General features: G+C 69.6%; 19 protein-coding genes. 6 read left to right on the top strand and 13 right to left on the bottom strand.

Going from position 1 to position 19,741, the window contains the following annotated elements; translation table 11 throughout:
• Positions 1-14: 14 nt before the first annotated feature.
• Positions 15-1,691, bottom strand: a complete 1,677-nt coding sequence (locus G3I56_RS09470; RefSeq protein WP_164408434.1) for a glycoside hydrolase family 13 protein — start codon at positions 1,689-1,691, stop codon at positions 15-17.
• Between the two features lie 315 nt (positions 1,692-2,006).
• Here G3I56_RS09470 and G3I56_RS09465 point away from each other — a divergent pair, with 315 nt between their 5' ends.
• Positions 2,007-2,966, top strand: coding sequence for an LAETG motif-containing sortase-dependent surface protein (locus G3I56_RS09465; protein ID WP_164408433.1), 960 nt, complete (start codon positions 2,007-2,009; stop codon positions 2,964-2,966).
• A 182-nt stretch (positions 2,967-3,148) separates the two neighbouring features.
• Here the strand turns inward: G3I56_RS09465 and G3I56_RS09460 are convergent, their stop codons facing one another.
• Positions 3,149-4,156, bottom strand: coding sequence for a nucleoside hydrolase (locus G3I56_RS09460; RefSeq protein WP_343239909.1), 1,008 nt, complete (start codon positions 4,154-4,156; stop codon positions 3,149-3,151).
• A gap of 165 nt (positions 4,157-4,321) precedes the next feature.
• On the opposite strand from G3I56_RS09460, the gene G3I56_RS09455 reads away from it, so the two are divergent.
• Both G3I56_RS09455 and G3I56_RS09450 read left to right on the top strand, forming a co-directional pair.
• Positions 4,322-5,311: a hypothetical protein gene (locus G3I56_RS09455; RefSeq protein ID WP_203689502.1), complete on the top strand. Its 990-nt coding sequence runs from the start codon at positions 4,322-4,324 to the stop codon at positions 5,309-5,311.
• A 195-nt stretch (positions 5,312-5,506) separates the two neighbouring features.
• Positions 5,507-6,142 (top strand): hypothetical protein, encoded by a 636-nt coding sequence (locus G3I56_RS09450; RefSeq protein WP_164408530.1) that lies wholly within the window; start codon positions 5,507-5,509, stop codon positions 6,140-6,142.
• A gap of 110 nt (positions 6,143-6,252) precedes the next feature.
• Here G3I56_RS09450 and G3I56_RS09445 read toward each other — a convergent pair whose 3' ends face one another.
• The 7 genes from G3I56_RS09445 to G3I56_RS09415 form a co-directional block, all read right to left on the bottom strand.
• Positions 6,253-6,921 carry a hypothetical protein gene (locus tag G3I56_RS09445; RefSeq protein WP_164408432.1) on the bottom strand — a complete coding sequence of 223 codons (669 nt, stop codon included), beginning with the start codon at positions 6,919-6,921 and terminating at the stop codon, positions 6,253-6,255.
• Positions 6,918-7,544 carry a sigma-70 family RNA polymerase sigma factor gene (locus G3I56_RS09440; RefSeq protein ID WP_203689501.1) on the bottom strand — a complete coding sequence of 209 codons (627 nt, stop codon included), beginning with the start codon at positions 7,542-7,544 and terminating at the stop codon, positions 6,918-6,920. Before G3I56_RS09440 ends, G3I56_RS09445 begins: the two co-directional genes overlap by 4 nt.
• 68 nt (positions 7,545-7,612) lie before the next feature.
• Complete coding sequence (locus G3I56_RS09435) at positions 7,613-8,320, bottom strand: TIGR03943 family protein (RefSeq protein ID WP_343239908.1); 708 nt, start codon at positions 8,318-8,320, stop codon at positions 7,613-7,615.
• Positions 8,321-8,343: 23 nt separating this feature from the next.
• Positions 8,344-9,333 (bottom strand): permease, encoded by a 990-nt coding sequence (locus G3I56_RS09430; protein ID WP_164408529.1) that lies wholly within the window; start codon positions 9,331-9,333, stop codon positions 8,344-8,346.
• Positions 9,334-9,519: 186 nt separating this feature from the next.
• On the bottom strand, positions 9,520-10,863 hold the full coding sequence (locus tag G3I56_RS09425; protein WP_164408429.1) for a helix-turn-helix transcriptional regulator: 1,344 nt from the start codon (positions 10,861-10,863) through the stop codon (positions 9,520-9,522).
• Between the two features lie 264 nt (positions 10,864-11,127).
• Positions 11,128-11,787 (bottom strand): response regulator transcription factor, encoded by a 660-nt coding sequence (locus G3I56_RS09420; RefSeq protein WP_164408428.1) that lies wholly within the window; start codon positions 11,785-11,787, stop codon positions 11,128-11,130.
• Positions 11,775-12,887, bottom strand: a complete 1,113-nt coding sequence (locus tag G3I56_RS09415) for an ATP-binding protein (protein ID WP_164408427.1) — start codon at positions 12,885-12,887, stop codon at positions 11,775-11,777. Before G3I56_RS09415 ends, G3I56_RS09420 begins: the two co-directional genes overlap by 13 nt.
• 264 nt (positions 12,888-13,151) lie before the next feature.
• Here G3I56_RS09415 and G3I56_RS09410 point away from each other — a divergent pair, with 264 nt between their 5' ends.
• Positions 13,152-13,355, top strand: a complete 204-nt coding sequence (locus G3I56_RS09410; protein WP_164408426.1) for a hypothetical protein — start codon at positions 13,152-13,154, stop codon at positions 13,353-13,355.
• A gap of 138 nt (positions 13,356-13,493) precedes the next feature.
• Here G3I56_RS09410 and G3I56_RS09405 read toward each other — a convergent pair whose 3' ends face one another.
• Both G3I56_RS09405 and G3I56_RS09400 read right to left on the bottom strand, forming a co-directional pair.
• Positions 13,494-14,066 (bottom strand): Uma2 family endonuclease, encoded by a 573-nt coding sequence (locus G3I56_RS09405; protein ID WP_239134785.1) that lies wholly within the window; start codon positions 14,064-14,066, stop codon positions 13,494-13,496.
• 76 nt (positions 14,067-14,142) lie between these two features.
• Positions 14,143-15,645, bottom strand: coding sequence for a cytosine permease (locus G3I56_RS09400; RefSeq protein WP_164408424.1), 1,503 nt, complete (start codon positions 15,643-15,645; stop codon positions 14,143-14,145).
• Positions 15,646-15,846: 201 nt separating this feature from the next.
• Here G3I56_RS09400 and G3I56_RS09395 point away from each other — a divergent pair, with 201 nt between their 5' ends.
• Both G3I56_RS09395 and helR read left to right on the top strand, forming a co-directional pair.
• Positions 15,847-16,107, top strand: coding sequence for a hypothetical protein (locus tag G3I56_RS09395; RefSeq protein ID WP_164408423.1), 261 nt, complete (start codon positions 15,847-15,849; stop codon positions 16,105-16,107).
• 285 nt (positions 16,108-16,392) lie between these two features.
• Complete coding sequence (gene helR / locus G3I56_RS09390) at positions 16,393-18,606, top strand: RNA polymerase recycling motor ATPase HelR (RefSeq protein ID WP_164408528.1); 2,214 nt, start codon at positions 16,393-16,395, stop codon at positions 18,604-18,606.
• Here helR and G3I56_RS09385 read toward each other — a convergent pair.
• Positions 18,581-18,853, bottom strand: a complete 273-nt coding sequence (locus G3I56_RS09385) for a DUF397 domain-containing protein (protein ID WP_164408422.1) — start codon at positions 18,851-18,853, stop codon at positions 18,581-18,583. The two genes, helR and G3I56_RS09385, sit on opposite strands and share 26 nt — an antisense overlap.
• Positions 18,813-19,661, bottom strand: a complete 849-nt coding sequence (locus G3I56_RS09380; RefSeq protein WP_164408421.1) for a helix-turn-helix transcriptional regulator — start codon at positions 19,659-19,661, stop codon at positions 18,813-18,815. Before G3I56_RS09380 ends, G3I56_RS09385 begins: the two co-directional genes overlap by 41 nt.
• Positions 19,662-19,741 lie beyond the last annotated feature (80 nt).

The raw sequence follows: 19,741 nt of genomic DNA, 5'->3' as shown, positions 1-19,741 counted from the left end.
CTGCGACTGTGGCCTCAGCTTCCGAGCCAGGCCGTCGTGTCGGGGCCCAGGCGTCCGTTCTCGTCCAGCGGTGCGCTGCTCAACAGGACTTCCCCGGGCGGCAGTTCGACCGGTGTGGCCGACAGGTTCGTCACGCAGCGCCAGCCGTTCGTGCGGGTGAGGTCGAGGACTCCGGGGGCGGATTCCGCCGCCCAGGTCAGGTTCTCGCCGTCCAGCAGGCGGCGGCGCAGGGCGAGGGCCGCGCGGTACAGCTCCAGGGTCGAGCCCTCGGCCCCGTCCTGTGCCTCGACGGCGTACGACGCGAAGGCCGACGGCTGCGGCAGCCAGGCGCCGCCCGCGCCGAAGCCGTACGACGGGCCGGTCGTCGTCCACGGCAGCGGCACCCGGCAGCCGTCGCGGCCCTTGCTGGTGTGCGCCGTCTGTTCCCAGATCGGGTCCTGGAGGGCCTCGGCGGGCAGGTCGGCCACCTCCGGGAGGCCCAGCTCCTCGCCCTGGTAGACGTACGACGAACCCGGCAGCGCCAGCATCAGGAGCGTGGCCGCCCGGGCCCGGCGCAGACCCGCCGCCTCGTCGACCGGTGGGGCCGTGCCGTCCGACAGGAGCCAGGCGTTCAGGTCGGTGCCGGGCGGGAGCATGAGGCGGGAGGCGTGGCGTACGACGTCGTGGTTGGAGAGGACCCAGGTGGCCGAGGCGCCCGCCGAGTGGGCCGTGGCGAGGGAGTCGGTGATGACCCGGCGCAGCTCCTCCGAGTCCCAACCTGCCTGCAGATACTCGAAGTTGAAGGCTTGGCCGAGTTCGTCCGGGCGGGCGTACAGGGCGCGGCGGGCGCCCGGGACCCAGGCCTCGGCGACCGCCATCCGGGGCGGGGTGTAGGCGTCGAGGATCTTGCGCCAGTCGCGGTAGATCTCGTGGACCTCGTCGCGGTCGAAGAAGGGGTGCGTGCCGGGCGGGAGGGCGGTCAGTGCCTCCGCGCCGCTCAGTTCGGGAGCGCCCAGGTCGCGCAGCGGCACGTCGAGGTCCTTCGCCAGGGCGTGGGCGACGTCGATACGGAAGCCGTCGACGCCCCGGTCGGACCAGAAGCGGAGCGTGGTGCGGAAGTCGGCGCGGACCTCCTCGTTGGCCCAGTTCAGGTCGGGCTGTTCGGGCGTGAAAAGGTGCAGATACCACTGGCCGTCGGGCCCCTGGTCTGCCCCCACCCGCTTCCAGGCGCTGCCCCCGAACACCGACTGCCAGTCGGTGGGCGGCAGTTCGCCGTGCTCGCCGCGCCCGTCGCGGAAGACGTAGCGGTCGCGGGCCGGGGAGCCGGGGGCCGAGCGCAGGGCCTCCTCGAACCACACGTGCCGGCGCGAGGTGTGGTTGGGGACGATGTCGACCATGACCTTGAGGGCGAGCCGGTGGGCCTCGGCGACCATGGCGTCGAAGTCGTCGAGGGTGCCGAGGCGGGGGTCGACGTCACGGTAGTCGGCGACGTCGTAGCCGCCGTCGGCGAGTTCGGAGGGGTAGAAGGGGCTGAGCCAGAGGGCGTCCACGCCCAGCGTGCTCAGATGCGGCAGACGCCGGGTGATGCCCCTCAGGTCGCCCAGTCCGTCGCCGTCGGCATCGGCGAAACTGCGCGGGTACACCTGGTAGAAGACGGCCTGTCGCCACCAGTCGGGGTCCCGGGAGGAAAGGTCCAGAGTCGGTTCGGGCACTCACTGTCTCCTTGGTTGCGGCACTTCTCCGGCGGACGACAAGCCCACCTCTGTCCACTCCGCCGGGAACGTGAACCCGCGCGCCCCCGGAACACACCCTTCCTTATGTGTCGGAATTGCTATGAACCGCGAACATTCTTTTCATTACCGCAAGTTGACACCCCGCTCCCCACGATTCACGATGTGCAAACGCTGTGGCGCATGTGACCAATGAGCCCAGCGTTCCTCAAAACAGACTCCCTTGGCACGGCCCGGCCGCAACGCGCTGCCCTCCCGCCGTACCCGGGTTCTCGTACACGCCAAGATGGGATCCGCATGTCCATACTGAGACGTGTCAACGCGCTGCACCTTCTGGGGACCGGCGCCGCCGCGATCGCTCTCTGCGCGGCCTCCGCCTCGGGGGCCTCGGCCACCGGCACACCCGGCGGCGACGGCTGGGGCTCCAAGACCGGTGGCTACAAGCCCGGCGCCGGCGCGGGCACGAAGACCGAGGCCGACCGCTGCCAGTTCTCCGTCGACGGGCAGAACTTCTTCGACTCGGTCCGCGTCGACGACCAGAACCTCAAGCCCACCGAGGACGGCAAGGTCCACATCAAGGTCCGCACCGCCGGTGACGCCAGCACCTGCACCGCCTCCCTCGCCTCCTACATCGCCCACGGCGCCACCTTCGGCACCTCGGGCCTGCAGGTCTTCGTCGACTTCGACACCGTCACGGTCAAGCAGGGCCAGACCGACTCGCTCGACATCGCGGTGCCGGACGCGGGCTGCTTCGCGCAGATCGACCTCTACCGCGGCAAGGTCAAGTTCGACGGCGACTTCGACGCCAACGACGGCTTCGAGCACGGCGACCTGCCCAAGGGTCCGGACCGTCCGGTCATCAAGGACAAGCTGATCGCGGCGTGGAACGGCGGCACGAAGGACTGCACGACCACGCCTCCGCCGGCCGAGGAGACCCCGGGCACCCCGACTCCGACCCCGACGCCTCCGGCCGAGGAGACCCCGGGTACGCCGACTCCCTCCGAGCCCGCGTCCGAGACGACCCCGCCCGCCTCCGAGACGCCGTCGACGTCGACTCCGACGCCGTCCGAGTCGACCCCGGAGTCCACCCCGCCGGCGACCCCGGCGAGCCCGGACAGCTCCCAGCCCCCGCTGGCCGAGACCGGCGGCGGCAGCGCCACCGTCCCGCTCGCGGGCGGCGCCGCGGCGCTGCTGATCGGCGGCGCGGCGATCGTGATGGCGACGAAGCGACGCAAGGCGGGTCGCGCGGGTTCGTAACCCGGCTCCTGACCCGGCTCCGAACCCGGTCCAGTAACGCTTGAGTACGTCCAGTACGTCCGCCCCGGTACCGCTCCCAGCGAGCGGTACCGGGGCGGACGCCGTTTCCGAACCCCTGGCGTCGTTTCCCGAACTCCTGGCGCCCTGTCGCTTTCTCTATCGGCTTTCTCTGTCGGCTTTCTCTATCGCTTCTCGACCGTCTTGAGGTACAGCCGTACGTACCTCTCCACGTCGATGTCCAACGCCACGTCCACCAGCGACTTTTCCCGTGTGCCGTGGTGGATCTCGGACTCGCCGGCACGCGGTCTGCGGTCGACGACCGTCTGGCCCCGGGTCGGGCCGGGGGCGAGGGAGACCTCGACCGGCAGCAGGCTGGTGGTCAGCCCCGCCGGGTCGGCGACCGCGCAGACGGCACCCGCGTCGCCGAGGCTGCCGGTGGGGGTGGGGTCGCCGGTGAGGGCCGGGTCGCGGTGAGCGAGCAACGCACCGGCGAGCCGCGCACCCGGTTCGTCGCTCGCGCGCAGCCGCTGGACATCGGGCCCCGGCACGACGACGCGGGTGAAGACGTCCAGGCCGTACATCGTGATCGGCACCCCGGCGGTGAGCAGGATCGCGGCGGCCTCCGGGTCGTGCCACACGTTGAACTCGGCGACGGGCGTGGCGTTCCCGATCTCCACCGCGCCGCCCATGAAGACGATCCGCTCGATGTTGCGCGTCACCTCGGGGTACGTACGCAGGAGCAGGGCGATGTTGGTGAGCGGCGCGGTCGGGATGAGCGTGACCGGGCGGGGCGAGCCGAGGATCTCACGGCGCAGCAGGGTCACCGCGTCCACGTCGACGGTCGTACGGGTGGTGGGCGCGGGCAGGCCGAGGTCGCCCATGCCGTCCTGCCCGTGCACATGGGCGGCGGACCGCGCGGGCTCGATCAACGGCCGCTCGGCCCCGCGCGCGACGGGCAGATCGGGGGCGCCGGCCAGGTCGAGAACGGTGAGGGTGTTGCGTACGACCTGGTCGACGTCCGTGTTCCCGGCGACACAGGTGACCGCGCGGAGGTCGAGTCCCGGGTGGCGTACGGCGAACAGCAGGGCCAGGGCGTCGTCGATACCGGTGTCGCAGTCGATGATCACGGGCACGGGGTGAGCTGAGCTGTCGTCGGGCCGGGCGTGGGTGGTGGGTTCCGCAGTCGTCACGGTGAGGGCTCCTTTCCCGGCTGCACAGACTCCCACGCCCTCCGCTTCCCACCCTCACCGACGGCCGCGCTCACCCGTACGGCCCGGCCCGCTGGTGGGACCGGGCGCGTGATGGTGCCGTCGGAGGGAGATCTGACGTACCGGCGCCCCTGGAGGAACCCCTTGATGACCCGTCGGCCCTCTCCCCGTGCGGTACGTCTGCTCGCCTCGGCCGTCGGGATGGGCACCCTGCTGACGATGGCCGCGTGCATGCACGACGAGGACCGCGCCGGGGGCACCATGGAACGCCGCCAGGCCAGACCCGTCGCCTCCCCCGCCGCACAGCGGGCCTCCGCGTCCCCGGCGGCCCCGGCCACCCCGACCGCCCTCACCGACGCCCAGGCCCAGGGCGCCCTCCTCACCGACGCCGATCTCGGGGCGCCCTGGACCCCCACCGAGGGCGCCGCGCTCTGGCGGGACGCGCTGCTCAAGGCGACGACGGAGGACGCCGACTGCGGGCGCCTCCTGGACGCCGTGTACACGGAGGAGCTGCTGGGCGAACCGGCCGGCGCCCGTGCCGTCGCCGGCTTCGACGACTACGACGAGGGCGGGCAGCTCCGCTACCAGGTCACCGCGGCCCACCGCGCCGACGTGGACGGACGGCTCGCCTGGCTGAAGACGATGCCGCGGAAATGCGCCCGCTTCACGGCGGTCGGACCACGCGGCGCCCGCCAGGAGGTGCGGGTCACGGAGGTCGGCCTGCCGGAGGCGGGGGACGCCAGACAGGGCCTGCGGTTGTCGACACGCGGCGAGCTGGACGGCGCCCCGGCGACGCTCACCCTGGACCTCGCCGCCGTACGGGTCGGCGACGACGCGATCGTCCTCACCAACGGCGGCCTGGCCGAGCCGCGCACGGAGTACACGGTCCACGCGGTCCAGGTGGGCGCCGAACGCCTGAAGCAGACCAGGCAGGACCCCCCGGCCCCGCCCCAGACCCCGGTGGAGGACCCGAGCCAGAGCCCGAGCCCGACGCAGAGCCAGAGCCCGACGCGGGGCCCGGTCCAACCCCAGCCGCAGCCTCAGCCCCAGCAGCAGGAAGCGGAAGGGAACGGAGAGGGCCAGGACTGGGAACAGGCACAGGACCAGGACGCGGACCAGGACCAGGACCTGTACTGAGGCCCTGCACTGAGGCGCAGTGCGGCCGTGGGAGGAGACAACGGGAGGTGTACCCAACACCACCCCCACATCCGCCGCTCAGGCCCAGGGACGAAGAGCGCCGCGCCCGGCACGATCCCTTACATGGACAACACGACGAAGACCCAGCAGACAACCGCCGCAGCCACTGCGACCGACTCGCACCACCCGACCGGAATGAGCGAGACGACCGCCCGCCGCCTGACCGGCGCCGCGGGCATCGCCGCCGCGGTCGCCCTGATCGTCGAAGTACCCCTGTACTTCATCTACTCGGGCCCGCCCCCGGACGCGAACGTCCTGGCCCGCCTGCTGGTCGGGATCTTCGCGCTGGCGTTCCTGATCGTCTTCGTGACGAGCTTCCGTGAACTGGTGAAGCGGGTGCACCCGGCGTACGAGTGGGCGGCCTCGCTGGCCTCCTCGACGGGCCTCGCCTACGCCACGATCACCCTGGTCTCCATGGGCCTGGAGGCAGGCGCGGTGATCGCCACCGACCACTCCATCGACCCGACGATCGACGTGAACGGCACGTACATCCTCTACGGCTCGATCGGCCGCCTCCTGCTCGCCATGTTCCTGGCGGCGACCGGCTTCACGCTCGCCCGCACGAACCTCCTCCCGCGCTGGACCGCCCGCTCGGCTTACGTCCTGGCAGGCATCAACCTGGCCTTCGTACCGTCCCTGTTCTTCGGCAACACCCCGGCCGACTTCTACGCGGCGAACGGCTGGGGCACGACAGCCTCGATGGGCGCGCTCCTCAGCTACTGGCTGCTGGCCCTGGGCATCTCGACGTACCGCAGCGGCGCGAAGCGCTGAGAACCTCAAGTGCCTTACCCCATACGGACATTGCGGCGCCCTCCACTCCGGCAGGGCGCCCCGGTGCGTGTCGGCCTGGCCCGAAACTGCCGGAAGAGACCTCCTGTCCGCTATTTCTCCGGGGTCCCGAAAGCCTCCTGGAACATAGCCCTCGCCTCGTCCGTCGCCACGGTCGTGCCGCCGCAGATCGGGACGATGGCGTCGTCGGCAGTGACGAGGTAGTGGGCGCCGAGCGGGAAGTCCGGAGCCTCCGAGTTGCCGTTGTCGCTGCTGAAGCGGACCACGTCGGTAGGGTTCGCCAGGTTGGCGTCGAGGCGGTACCAGTGGTCGACCCGGAGAACCACGCGGTCGCCTTTTTCGGCCGTCACCGTGCCCTCGAAGGCGAGTTCGTGGCGGCGCAGGAGTTCGGGTGTGGGCGCCGCGCACTTCACCACCGCCGTCGAGTCGCCGTCCGGGAGAATCAGGGTCAGGGGCTCAAGCCCGGGCACCTGGCCGCCTCCCGCCACACCTGCCCCCGCGTTGTCCGCCGCACTCTCTCCGCCCCGCGCGACACCCCAGCTGACACCGCCTCCCACCAGCAGCAGTGCCGTGAACGCCAGGGCCGGTACGAGGCGCCGGCGCGGCCGTGCGACCTGAGTGGTTGTGGTTGCGGCTGCGTTCATGTTCGTGTTCGTGTTCATCGTGGCCTCCACAAGACGGGTGACGTCAGGTCGCGGAGCCTTCGAGGTCAGTGCCGGGTCCGTGGCCTTCAGGTGGGCCAGCAACTCGTCGTCGTTCATCGACTGCTCCTTCCGTTTCCGTTTCCGGTAGCGGTTCCTTGTCCTTCGTCTGTCTCATGTCCGGGGTGCGGGCCGGTCTTTCGTTCCAGCTGGGCCGCCAGTTTCTTCTTCGCCCGGTGCAGCCGGATGCTCACGGCGTTCGCGCTCAGGCCGGTCACCTCGGCGATCCGGCTCGGGGTCAGTTCCTCGTACGCCCACAGGAGGACCACCTCCCGGTCCAGCGCGCGGAGTTGGGCAAGCGCCGCGTGCAGGGCGGTGTGGTCGGCGTCCCCCGTCTCCCGCGCCGCGCCCGCCACCGTCCACGTCAGGCGTTCCAGCAGGGAGCGTCTACGCCGGTCCGCGCGACGGGCGTTGGCCAGGCAGCCGCGGGCCACGCCGTAGCACCAGGGCAGCACGGCGTCGGGGTCAGGGGCGGGGCCGGAAACGTACCCCGACGCCTCCAGACCCGGTACGTCCTCGATACGGCGCCACAGCACCAGCAGTGTCTCCGAGAGGACGTCGTCGACCTGGTCGGGCTCGGCGCGCCGCAGCAGATAGCGGTGCAGCGGCTCCGTCACGACGCGCGCCAGCGCCTCGAAGCGGGCCCGCTGATCCCGGGTGGCCCTCTGTTCCGTCTCCGTCATGGATTCCACGCCCTGCCTTGTCCGGCACCCGTGGAATCCTTTCACCACAGCTCAGTTGCGAGCCGAGATCAACGTTTCTCGTACGGATTCGACGGCTCCGCGACCCTCTTCACCGAGCCCGCGTCCAGTACGGGCGGCCAGGCCTCGTCCGAGCCCAACTTGCCCTTGGGCACCCAGGTTCCGGTGACCGTGACCCAGGTGTCCGTGACCGGGGCGTCGGCGTCGCGGATCTCGACCTTGCTCGTCGAGGCGTCGGCCGCGCAGCAGGAGACGAGGAGGCGGGTGACGTACCAGACGCCGTCGTCCCCGTGGGTGACGAAGCCGGTCAGCCGGACGGTACGGCCCTTCAGGGACCGCCCGCTGTCGAAGATCGCACGCGAGCTGAACTCGCCGACCGTCAGCTCCAGCGGATTCCCGGCGGCCGGCGCGGGGAACGTACCCACACCCTGCGCGGCCCGCTGAGCCGCCTCCCGGTCCGCGCTGTACGAGCCCAGGGCGGGCGGCGGAAAGAGGAGCAGCGCGAGGGCGGGGAGCGTGAGCAGCCAGGCGACCCGGGGCCCGCCACCGTGGCTGTGCCCGTCACTCTGATCGTGGCCATGGTCATCGTGTTCGCCCTCGGCCGGTCGCCGCGCCACGGCGGCCACCACCCCCAGCAGCACCAGCACCACCCCGGACACCACCAGGTACGGCCGCAGCCCCTCCTGCACGTACCGCAGATACAGCTCGCTGAACAGCGCGATGCGCAGCACCGCCCCGCCCGTCAGCAGCAACAGCACGGCAGGTCCGTACCGCCTACGCCTCACAGCAACCACCACCCCACCACCGCGCTGCTCGTCACCGCGACCACCCACGTCACCGACGAGAACCGGACGGCGAAGGACCGGCCGAAGGTGCCCGCCTGGAGGGCGATCAGCTTCAGGTCGACCATCGGGCCGACCACCATGAAGGCGAGCCGGGCCGTGGGGGAGAAGCCGCTGAGGGAGGCCGCGACGAAGGCGTCCGCCTCGCTGCACACGCACAGCACGACCGCCAGTACGGCGAGCAGCAGCACCGACAGCCACGCCGAGCCGGTGAACACGTCGAGCAGGGACCTCGGTACGACGATGTTGAAGGTCGCCGCCGCCCCCGCACCCAGCACCAGAAAGCCGCCCGCGTGCAGGAAGTCGTGCTGGAGCCCGGCCAGGAACCCGCGCCAGCCGACTGCCGACGACCCGATACCCCCCGACGTGGGCTTCCGCAGCCACTCCTCCCGCCCGAACCGTGCCCACAGCCAGCCCATGACCACGGCCGTGACCAGCGACGCCACCAGCCGCCCGAGCACCATTTTCGGCTGGCCGGGGAAGGCGATCGAGGTGGCCACCAGCACCACGGGGTTGATGGCCGGAGCGGAGAGCAGGAAAGCGAGCGCGGCGGCCGGGGCCACCCCTCGCCGCATCAGACTCCCCGCCACCGGCACGGACGCGCACTCACACCCCGGCAGGACGACCCCCGCCACGCCCGCGATCGGCACGGCGAGCGCCTGGTTGCGCGGGAGCAGCCGGGTGAACACCTTCTCCGGGACGAACGCCCCGATCGCCGCCGACACCAGCGTGCCCAGCAGCAGGAACGGCACCCCCTGCACCACCACCGCCGTGAACACCGTCCACCAGGCGGCCACGGCGGGCGTGTACAGGTCCAGGGCGACGGTCGGCCCGAGGACGGAGGCGACGGTCACGATCGCGATCAGCGCGACGCCCCCGACGACGACGTACACGAACGCGCGCACGACGAGCCTCAGCCCGTCGGCCACGCTCCGCCCGCCACCGCCGTATCCGCCGTACTCTCCCCGATACCCTTCGCCGTGCTCGCCGTGCTCGCCGTGCTCGCCGTGCTCGCCGTGCTCGCCGTCCAAGCGCCCGTACCGTTCCGATCCGGTCAAATGTTCATAGTTCCGGCCGAAGGGTAACCGCCCGTACTGTGCGCTGCCCCCGATTCGTCAAAGAGGAGGCTGTGCGGGCGCCGGGCCCAGGGTGGTGGTCCCAGGTGCCGTACGATGCCCCAGCCCCGTCCGGTACGCGTCCAGCGCGGCCTCCACCCGGCCCGTCCGGCGCAGCAGATCGCCGAGCAGCCGGCACAGGTCGGCGAGGTCGCCGGCGGCGCCCGCGCGCTCCAGGACGCTCAGGGCGCGGACGTAGTGCTCCTCCGCCCTCTCCGTGTCACGGGCGTCCTCGGCGATGATGCCGAGCAGGCGGTGGGCGGCTGCCGAGTGGACGGCGCCGCGCTCCGAGGACAGATCCCCGAGTACGTCGTGCAGGAGCGCCGCCGCCTCGTCCGACTTGCCGCGCCGGTGCAGTACGTCGGCGAGTTCGACCGTGACCTGGCTGCTGTAGAGGGCGGCACGCTTGGCGGAGAGCATGGCGTGCGCCTCCCGCAACTCGGCCTCGGCGCGGGCGAGTTCGCCCTGCTGGGCGTACAGATACCCGCGCATCCAGTGGCAGTTGGCCAGCTCGGTACGGATCTGCAGCTGCCGGTACAGCTCGGCGGCCTTCGCCAGCGAGGCATCGGCATCCGCGTACCGTCCCTCGGCGAGCATCGTCCGGGCCACCTGCCGGTGCATCCGGGCGACCAGCGCCGGATCGCTCACCTGCGGGGCGAGCGCGAGGGCGAGTTCGGCCGCCTGGGCCGCGCGCGCGTGGGCGCCCATGTCCATGTAGGGGGCGATGGAACTGGCGTAGAGGGGGAGGAGAGCGTCTGGGTCGTGCAGTCCGGTGCGGTTCAGCTCGTCGATCGTGGACTCGAGAAGGTATACGGAGTAACGGAGTTCACCGGCGAGGTAGTGCGCGACGGCGCGCCCGCGCAGGGCGGGAACCCGCCCGGTCAGGGGCTCGTCGGCCAGACACCGCTCGGCGAGCTCGAAGTGGTTCTGGGCGGCGGCGAGATCCCCGGTGTCCACCCCGCACTCGCCGAGCCCGAGCAGCGCGGCGGCCTCCTCCGCGAGAAGCCCGAGCCGGGCGGCCTCCTCCCGCAACGCCCCGTACTGCTTGGCCGCCGCCTCGGTCTCGCCGGTGGCCAGGGTGCGCTGGGCGTCGGTCAGGCGCAGCCGGAGGTTGGTGGCCAGATGGGCGGGCCGCCCGGTCACCACCTCCTCGTACGCCACCCCGAGCCGCTCGGCGATGTGCCGCAGCGCCTCGTCGGAGGCCCGTACGCGTCCCGCCTCCAGGGTGGAGATGTAGGCGGGGGTGTAGGCGGGCTCCGCCAACTGCCGCTGTGTCAGCCCCTGCTCGATACGCAGCCGTTGCACCCTGCGCCCGATGACTTCCGGGTCGTCCCGCTCAGCCATCGCCCAACTCCCCTGTGCCTACTTGCCGTTGAGGTCCGTCAACCTCTACGTTAAGCCACGGGTTAAGCGTGCTTAATACGTCGCTGTTGTTGCGAGGTTGCCGTGCTCTCACATTTCAGAGCGGTCTGCGCGGCAATCATCGCCGCCGCGACCCTCATCATCGCAGCGAACACGGGCCCGGCACGGGCGGCAGAGCCGCATCATGCCGGGCAGATGCAGGAGTACTCACTGCCGAGGTAGGGCGCGACTCCACCCTGGCCGGTCCTAGCTCTCGGGGTCGAGGCGGTCGCGGTCCAGTTGGCGTTCCCGCAGGCGGTCCCGGTAGTCCGTGGGCTTGGTGATCGGCCGCTCGGTGTTGTCGTACTTGCCGCGCACGCTCGCCAGGTGGGTGGCCACCGTGCTGGACGCACAGTCGAGTCGGCGCGCGATCGCCTTGTGGGTCATACCGGTGCTGACCATCTCCAGGATCTCCAGCTCCCGGGGGGTCAGATGCGGTCGGCTGGGCCGGCTGTCGCGCGCCAGATGGAAGGCGTGGTCGGCGGTGGTGGGCACCTCTCCGGCGTGCACTTCGCGAATGACGGTGACCAGGGTCTCCAGGCGGTTGCTCTTGTGGAGATAGGCGGACGCGCCGGCTTCGGTCGTCTCCTGAACCCAGTCGAACTCCGGAATGACCGTCAAGACGATGACCTTGTGCCCTGCCTCGACCAGCGCGGTCACGTTGTCCGCGGGCAGGGTGCCGTCGCCCAGGTGCAGATCGAGGGTGACGATCTTCGGCCGTGGAGCACGGGACAGGAACTCCTCCACCGAAGCGGCCATCGTGACCACTCGGACCTCGCTCTTCGCCTTCAGCGCGACGGCTTTGCCCTCCAGATCCATCAGGGCGTCGTCGATGCAGCCGATCTCGATCTCGATCACTTCGTCCATGACATCTCCACGATTGTTCCTTCACCGGGCGTGCTGTCGATGACGGCTTCGCCCCCTACGGCGGCGACGGGCTCGATGATCGACCTCCGCGTGCCGAAGCCGAGGACCACGGTGTCGCTGTCGAAGCCCACCCCGTGGTCGACGACGATGATCCTGACGCCCTTGGGTTCCAGGACGGTCACTGTCACTCGTGCCTCGTCCGTGTGCGCGTACTTGATGATGTTGTTCAGTGCTTCGCGAACCGCACCGGTGAGCGCGTCGACCACTTCGGTGGGCAGATCCGGCAGCCGGTCGTCGAACCTGGTGCTGACCAGCTGAAGCTTCTCCTGTGCCGGGTGGTCCTCGATCATCTCCGCCAGGGCCTCGGTGATGTGGGCGACCACCCCGTCAGGGCGAGCGGCCAGCACGGTGGTCCGCTGTTTCTCGGCTGCGGTCCGGCAGATGCGTCGGACTTCAGGAAGGTCTTTGCCGCGTGTCCCCTGGGCGATGCCTTCGAGTATCTGGAGCACCGTGTCATGCAGGTACCGGGTGTGGCGCTCCCGCTCCGACGCCCTTTCCGCCCTGCCCCGCTGCGTCGCGGCCTCCTCCGCCGCGAGGTCCGCCCCTCTCGCGGCGCCGAACAGCAGATTGCCGGTGATGCCGGCCACACCCGCGAACAGGGTCATCATCACGCTGTTGGTCACCAGCTCGGCGGAGTTGGCCGTGCCGAGTGCGGGCCAGGCTCCCAGCACCCATGCACCCACCACCAGGCACACCGCACCCGCCCTGTACCGGCCGCCGTAGATCGCCGCGGTCACCGTGACACCGCACAGCGGGGGAATCACCCAGTTCGTGATCGACGCGGCGTCCACGGGCGGGTAGGAACGGCTCACCACGATCGCGTAGCCCACCGCGAGGACCACGTCGGCACTGACCCAGCGTGGCGACAACGTGCCTCGACGAAGTGCGACAGTGAACAGCGTCGTGGAGAAAACCGCAGCGAGAACATAGCCGCCGAGTACCTGCGGATCAGAACGGCCGGGGCCTTCGCCGGCGAAGGGAACCCAGATCCACAAGGCGAACTGGACGCCTCTGAGCCATGCCAGGGCGCGAATGATCATGCGCTGAGTCCGTTCGAGAGCGGTTTTCGCGTGTGCGGTCTGCAAGGTCATGCCTCACTCTGGCACCCGCCCGACGACGGCAACATCGTCTCTTCAGCTACCCCGCCTCGATCCATCAACAACCCTCCATGGAGCTGTAGTTGATGGAGCATCAGGTGATACAGCGCTGGTGTGCGCGGCCGTAGCGTCGGATGCGTCGGCGGTCATCGGACCCGGCCGCCGGGGCCCAGAAGGGCACGACCTGCTCACCTCCGGGAATCCACCATGTCTTCCCTTGCGACCCGAGCCCTGCTGATCTCCATCGCCCTCTTGACCGGTCTTGTGGCCGGGTTGGTCGCGAGCATCCTGGCGCGGTTGGGAGGCGCCGCATACACGGACGCCGCAGCCCGCGGTGGCGGCGCCTTCATCGTCACGACATCGGCCACTGTCATGCTGATGGAGGCAGCCGGAGTGCTCGCGCAGCCGTAGCCCTGAGCGGCTCTCCATCCCGCGCAACAGAGGAAGGCTTCACCTCCTACCCGGAGGTGAAGCCTTCCGTATGTCCGCCCACAACAATGACAAGCAACAAGCCGTAGCGGCCGACCCCCAACAGGACCGCTCCGACGCTCAGAACTCCGCCGTGTCCAGCTCGAACCCCAGGGGCGCGGGAAGCGGCACGGCGAGGCCCCACTTGTACCTCACGCTACAGCCGTACGCGCCGTCCGACGGCTCGAAGTGCACGACCACCTCGCCCTTCTCCCCGTCGATCAGGAGGTAGACGGGAATGCCCGCACGGGCGTACCCGCAGAGCTTCTTGCCACGGTCACGCTCGGCGGTACCGGCCGAGGTGACCTCTGCGGCAAGGAGGACGTCCGAGGGGTACTGCCACACGTCCTCGTTGGCGAAGCTGCTCCTGGGCGCGACGGTCAGGTCCGGGAGGACATAGTCCGCGCCGGGGACACCGGGGATACCGGGGACCGTGGGGACCTTCAGGCCGACGCCCGTGTAGGCACGCAGGGACGGGTCGCCCCGTCGGTCGATGACCTGCCCGGCGAGTTCCGACACGATCTCCGCGTGGGCCCCGTTCCCGGGCGGCGACAGGCAGATCTCCCCCTCGACGAGTTCCACGCGCCAACCCTCAGGAGCAGCCGCGCTGAACAGCTCGAAGGCCTGCCCGACGCTCGACTCCGTCGCCACCATGACAGGCATCCTTCGCCCTCGCTCGGCGCGACTGTCCCAGAGTTGACCGCCGACCCGGATACGGAATCCGGAACCGTCACTCGGACGAGCGTGAACCCACCAGTCGGCTCTTCCCGCCGCTCACCCCGAAGTAGATCGTCCCCGCGACCAGCACCCCGATGAACCAGGAGTACGGGCCCAGCGCGGCCCCGTATCCCGAAGGTCCGTACGTCGGGAGGATGCTGGAGAAGATCGCGCCTACTGCCGCCGCCGCGAAGGCGCGGATGTTCCAGCCGCCCTGGAAGCGGAACTCGCCGTCCTCCTTGTAGAGGTCGGGGATGTTCAGCTGGGCCTTGCGGATGAGGTAGTAGTCGACGACCACCACGCCGAAGATCGGGCCCATCGTCGAGCCGATCGCGTTGACGAAGCTCGGAGCGTTGTCCCAGGGGTGGAGCGGGTAGAGGAGCAGCGCGATGACCGCCGCGATCAGACCGCCCCGCTTGAACGAGATGTGCTTCGGGGCCATGTTCGCGAAGTCGAAGGCCGGGCTGACGAAGTTGGCGACGACGTTGATGCCGAGGGTCGCGACCGCGAACGTCAGGGCGGCCAGCAGGACGAGGAACGCGCTGTCGAACTTCGCCGAGATAGCCGCCGGTTCGAGGATGACCTCGCCGTACACCTTGCTGGCAGAGGCAGTTGTCATCGCCGCCACCAGCGAGAACAGGATCAGGTTGACGGGCAGGCCCCAGACGTTGCCCTTCTTCAGGGTCTTCTCGTCCGGCGCGAAACGGGCGAAGTCGCCGAAGTTCAGGAACAGCGCGGCGAAGTACGTCACCCAGGTCGCCGCGATGGCCGCTATCGCGGCGAACGAACCCGGCGTCACGTCCAGGCCGGTCGCGTTCTTCGCCAGCGCCGCCAGGTCCTTGGCCGGCATGTCCACCGCGAAGGACAGCGTCCCCGCCTTCACCGACAGGGCCACCGCCAGCACCAGCATCATCAGCCAGACCGCCGGGCCCGCGAAGTCCTGGAACCGGCGGACCGTCTCCATCCCCTTGCTGATGATCAGCAGTTGGGCCGCCCAGACGGCGAGGTAGCAGATGACTTCCAGACCGCTGTGGTCAAACAGACGGCTCGTCTCGTGCAGGTGCTTCGGGCCGTCGTAGCGGATGAGGAACGCCACGATCGCGCCCGCCGCCGCGCTGGTCTGGGCGCCGTACCAGAATGTGGCGACGATCGCCCTGACCAGCGCCGGTACGTTCGCGCCGAACGTACCGAAGGAGGCGCGGGCCAGGACGGGGTACGGGACGCCCGTGCGCACGCCCGCTTTTCCGATCAGCGTCATCAGGTAGTAGATGATCAGCGATCCGACACCGATGCCGATCAGGAACTTGAAGGTGTTGCCGGCGACCAGGAACAGGCTGGCGGCGAGGAAGTACCCGTACAGACTGTGTACGTCCGAGGTCCACACGTTGAAGATGCTGAACGCGCCCCACTTGCGCTCGGTGGCCGGGGCGAGGTCCTCGTTGTAGAGGCGGGGGGAGTACCCCTCCCCGCCCGCGATCTCCGTATCTCCGCCTGGTTCTCTGACCGTGTCCGTCATCGCGTTCTCTTCCTGCGCGGGTCGCCACGATGGCGCCGGATGGCGTAAAGAGAACGGGCCGGATGTTTCTCCCAAATGCCGCACACGTAACCGGCCTGTCAATGGAAGTTTTCTTCCGCTGAACGAAACGAGGCCGTACCGATAGCCCCCCAGTACGGCTCAAAGTGGTGATGTAAGAATCAGCCGAACCAGGAGGTGGAGGTGAGCGAGGAGAGGCAGGAGAGGTACGCGATGAAAGAGGCGAACGGGGAGAAGTTCAGGATTCCGCTGGCCCATGTGGCCTTCACGCTCTGCCTCATCGACCTCACTCGCTTCCTGACCACCGTGATCTTCGACTTCTCCGTCGACAACCTGATCGACGCCCTGGTGGACCTGACTTTCGGGATAGGGATGACCACCACGCTCACCCTGATCATCGTCATCGTCAGGGCGAGAAGGAAGAAGAGGACTACCGAGGCCTGAGCTTCGCCGTCAGGGCGCGCCACAAAAAACAAAGGCAAGGAGTTCTGGACCCCTTGCCATGTTCAAGATATAGCGCACCGGGGGGCTTGCGGCAAGGCCCCCGTCGTGCCGCAGAATCTCCCGCCTAAGGCCTGGAACTGCGGAAACGGGGAGTCTCGAAGTGCGTGTTCTGTTGTCGACCTACGGGTCGGAGATGTGGGTGTGCGCGCCGTCGCCCGGACGGGAGTTGATGCCGTGAACGCCCGGACCACCACCACGTCCGTCACCACGATGTCCGTCACCACCATGTCCACCGCCAGTACATCCACCAGTACATCCACCAGCGCGTTCGCCCTCCCCGACCGTCTCTCCGCCAAGGCCGACCCGAAGCTGATCGGCCGCGACGAGCGGCACTTCGCCGCCCTCGCGGAGTGCCTGGAACAGTCGATCGCCGAACTGACCGACCGTCTCGACGCCCAGCGCAAAGCCCCCGGCGGCACCGGCCGCGATGCCATGGACCGGGACACCGAGATCCATCGGCTCACCGCCCGCCTGCGCGCGCTGCGCCGCTTCGGGCCGGACCTGTGCCTCGGCCACATGGTCAGCGCGGACGACCCCGAGCAGGCTGCGTACGTCGGGCGGCTCGGCCTCACCGACTCCACGGGCCGTCGGCTGCTGCTCGACTGGCGCTCCCCCGCCGCCGAGCCGTTCTTCGGGGCCACCCATGGCAACCCGATGGGTCTGGCCAGCCGCCGCCGGTACCGCTGGACCGACGGCCGGATCAGCGACTACTGGGACGAGGTGTTCGCCTCGGACGGGTTCGACGGGCACGCCGCCGCGCTCGACGACCAGTCCGCCTTCATCGCCAGCCTGGGCAGCAACCGTTCGCCGCGCATGCGGGACGTCCTCGGCACCATCCAGGCCGACCAGGACGCCATCATCCGCGCGGGCTCGCGCGGCGCGCTCGTCGTGGACGGCGGTCCGGGCACGGGCAAGACCGTCGTCGCCCTGCACCGCTCCGCCTACCTCCTCTACGCCGACCCCCGCCTCGGTCACCGCCGTGGCGGCATCCTGTTCGTCGGCCCGCACCGGCCCTACCTGGCGTACGTCGCCGATGTCCTCCCCAGTCTCGGCGAGGAGGGCGTGCAGACCTGCACCCTGCGGGACCTCGTCGACGAAGGCGCCTCGGCAGCGGTCGAGGCCGACCCGGACGTGGCCCGTCTGAAGTCGTCCGCGAACCTGGTGAAGGCGATCGAGAAGGCCGTCGCGTTCTACGAGGAGCCGCCCACCCAGGGGCTCACGGTCTCGACCCACTGGTCCGACGTCCGGCTGACCGCCGCCGACTGGGCCGTCGCCTTCGAAGCGGCACCCGGCGTGCCCCACAACGAGGCCCGCGACCAGGTCTGGGACGAACTCCTCACGATCCTCGCGGACAAACACGACAACGACGACGGCGGAGTTTCTCCCGACCAGCTACGCAAGTCACTTTCACAGGACCGGGAGTTGGTCACCACCTTCAACCGCGCGTGGCCGCTGCTCGAAGCGGCCGACCTGGTCGGAGACCTGTGGTCCGTGCCCGCCTACCTGCGGATGTGCGCGCCCTGGCTGAGCCCCGACGAGGTACGGAAACTGCAGCGCGCGGACGACGTTCACGCCTGGACCGTGTCCGACCTGCCGATCCTCGACGCGGCACGCCAGCGGCTCGGCGACCCGGAGGCCGCCCGACGCAGGCGCCGGCACGCGAGTGTCCTGGCGGCCCAGCGCGAGCGGATGACCCAGGTCGTCGACAACCTGATCGACGCCGTACGCGACTCCGGCGCCGACGGTGACGAAGGCGAGGGCCTGGTGCGGATGCTGCGCGGCCAGGACGCCAAGGTCAGCCTGGTCGACGAGTCCGAACTGACCGTCGCCGAGCCGGACTTGCTAGCCGGGCCGTTCGCACACATCGTCGTGGACGAGGCCCAGGAACTGACCGACGCGGAGTGGCAGATGCTGCTGCTGCGGTGCCCGTCCCGGAGTTTCACCATCGTCGGGGACCGCGCCCAGGCCCGGCACGGGTTCACGGAGTCGTGGGAGGAACGGCTGGAGCGGATCGGGCTCGACCGGATCAGCCTGGCCTCTCTCAGCATCAACTACCGCACGCCGGAAGAGATCATGGCGGAGGCCGAGCCGGTCATCAGGGCCGCCCTCCCCGACGCCAACGTGCCGACCTCGATCCGCAGCGGCGGGGTTCCGGTTGTCCACGGTTCGGTGTCGGAACTGGATGCCGTCCTCGACACCTGGCTCGCCTCACACGCCGACGGCATCGCCTGCGTCATCGGCGACCCCGGGTTCCGGGCGACGTCGCGGGTACGGTCACTCACCCCGGTGCTGTCCAAGGGCCTCGAATTCGACCTGGTCATCCTGGTCGACCCCGAGAGGTTCGGCGGGGGCGAGGGTATCGAGGGGGCGGTGGATCGCTATGTCGCGATGACCCGGGCGACCCAGCAACTCGTCATCCTGACCAGCCCACAGCGGTAACGAACGCGGCGAAGGCCTCCGGCGTGAGCGTGAGAGCGCCCAGGTCGGGGGCCTTTGAGTCGCGGATCGCGATGTGGGGGGTCAGGGGGGCGACTTCGACGCAGTCGCCGCCGGTGTTGCCGCTGTACGACGACTTACGCCAGGCGGCAGTGCCGAGGGGGGCGCATTCGACACAGTCGCCGCCGCTGGAGCCGCTGTACGACGACTTACGCCACTGTGCGCTCGCCAGACTCGGACTGCTCCCCATAGCGTTCCTCCATAAGTCGAGCGATCAGCGCCGCCGACTCCTTCGGAGAGAGGGCGTCGGCCTGCAAACGAGCGTATCCGACAGAACGCTCCCTGATCACTTGCGGGTTGGCGGTCATGTGACCCGCGTCGTAGCTCTCGCTGTAGTGGACATCCGGGTCGTCATCGAAGCGTAGGAGATTGAACGAGCCCATCATCGCGGCGTGTTCACCTACTGAGAACGGCAGCACCTGAAGCTGCGTCCACGGCTGGTCGAAGCAACCTAACAAGTGGGCGAGTTGCCTCCGCATGATGCCCCGGCCACCGATCTGCCGGTGCAGCGCCGACTCGTCCAGCACTACGTACAGGACCGGCGGCTGTCCGCGTTTCAAGATCCGCTGGCGATCCATCCGAGCAGCCGCCATCTCGTCAAGCCTGTTCGTTTGATCGACACCCAGTACGGCCCGTGCGTACTCCTCCGTCTGCAGCAGTCCGTAGACCAACTGGCACTGATACGTGGAGATATATGTGGCCCTCGCCTCCATCTCCGCGTACGCCTGGAACCAGTGCGGGAGTTGGCTCCGCAGCACCAACCCCACCAACCGCGAGAACTCCCCGTCCGTTCCAAGCGCCGCGTCCACCCGTTCGGCGAACTCCCTCGTGGGAACCTTCCTCGCCGTCTCGACCTGGCCCACCAGTGATCCCGTACAGAAGATGCACGCACCCAACTCCCCCTGGGTAAGGCCCGCTTCCTCTCTCTTCCTGCGCAGCTCGAAGCCGAAGTAGTCCAGCGGCGACGCACTGGGGTCGAGTTCGCGGATGTTGGGCACGGCGGGCCACCCCCAAGCTGACGCTTCGCGTCGTTGGATTCACGATGTAGCCCAGCGTAACCACGCCACCTCACTCTGGT

The organism is Streptomyces sp. SID12488 (genome assembly GCF_010548275.1).
Taxonomy (GTDB): Bacteria; Actinomycetota; Actinomycetes; order Streptomycetales; family Streptomycetaceae; genus Streptomyces.
Note: the sequence above shows the minus strand (reverse complement) of the source record. Positions and strands in the feature narration are given on the sequence as shown.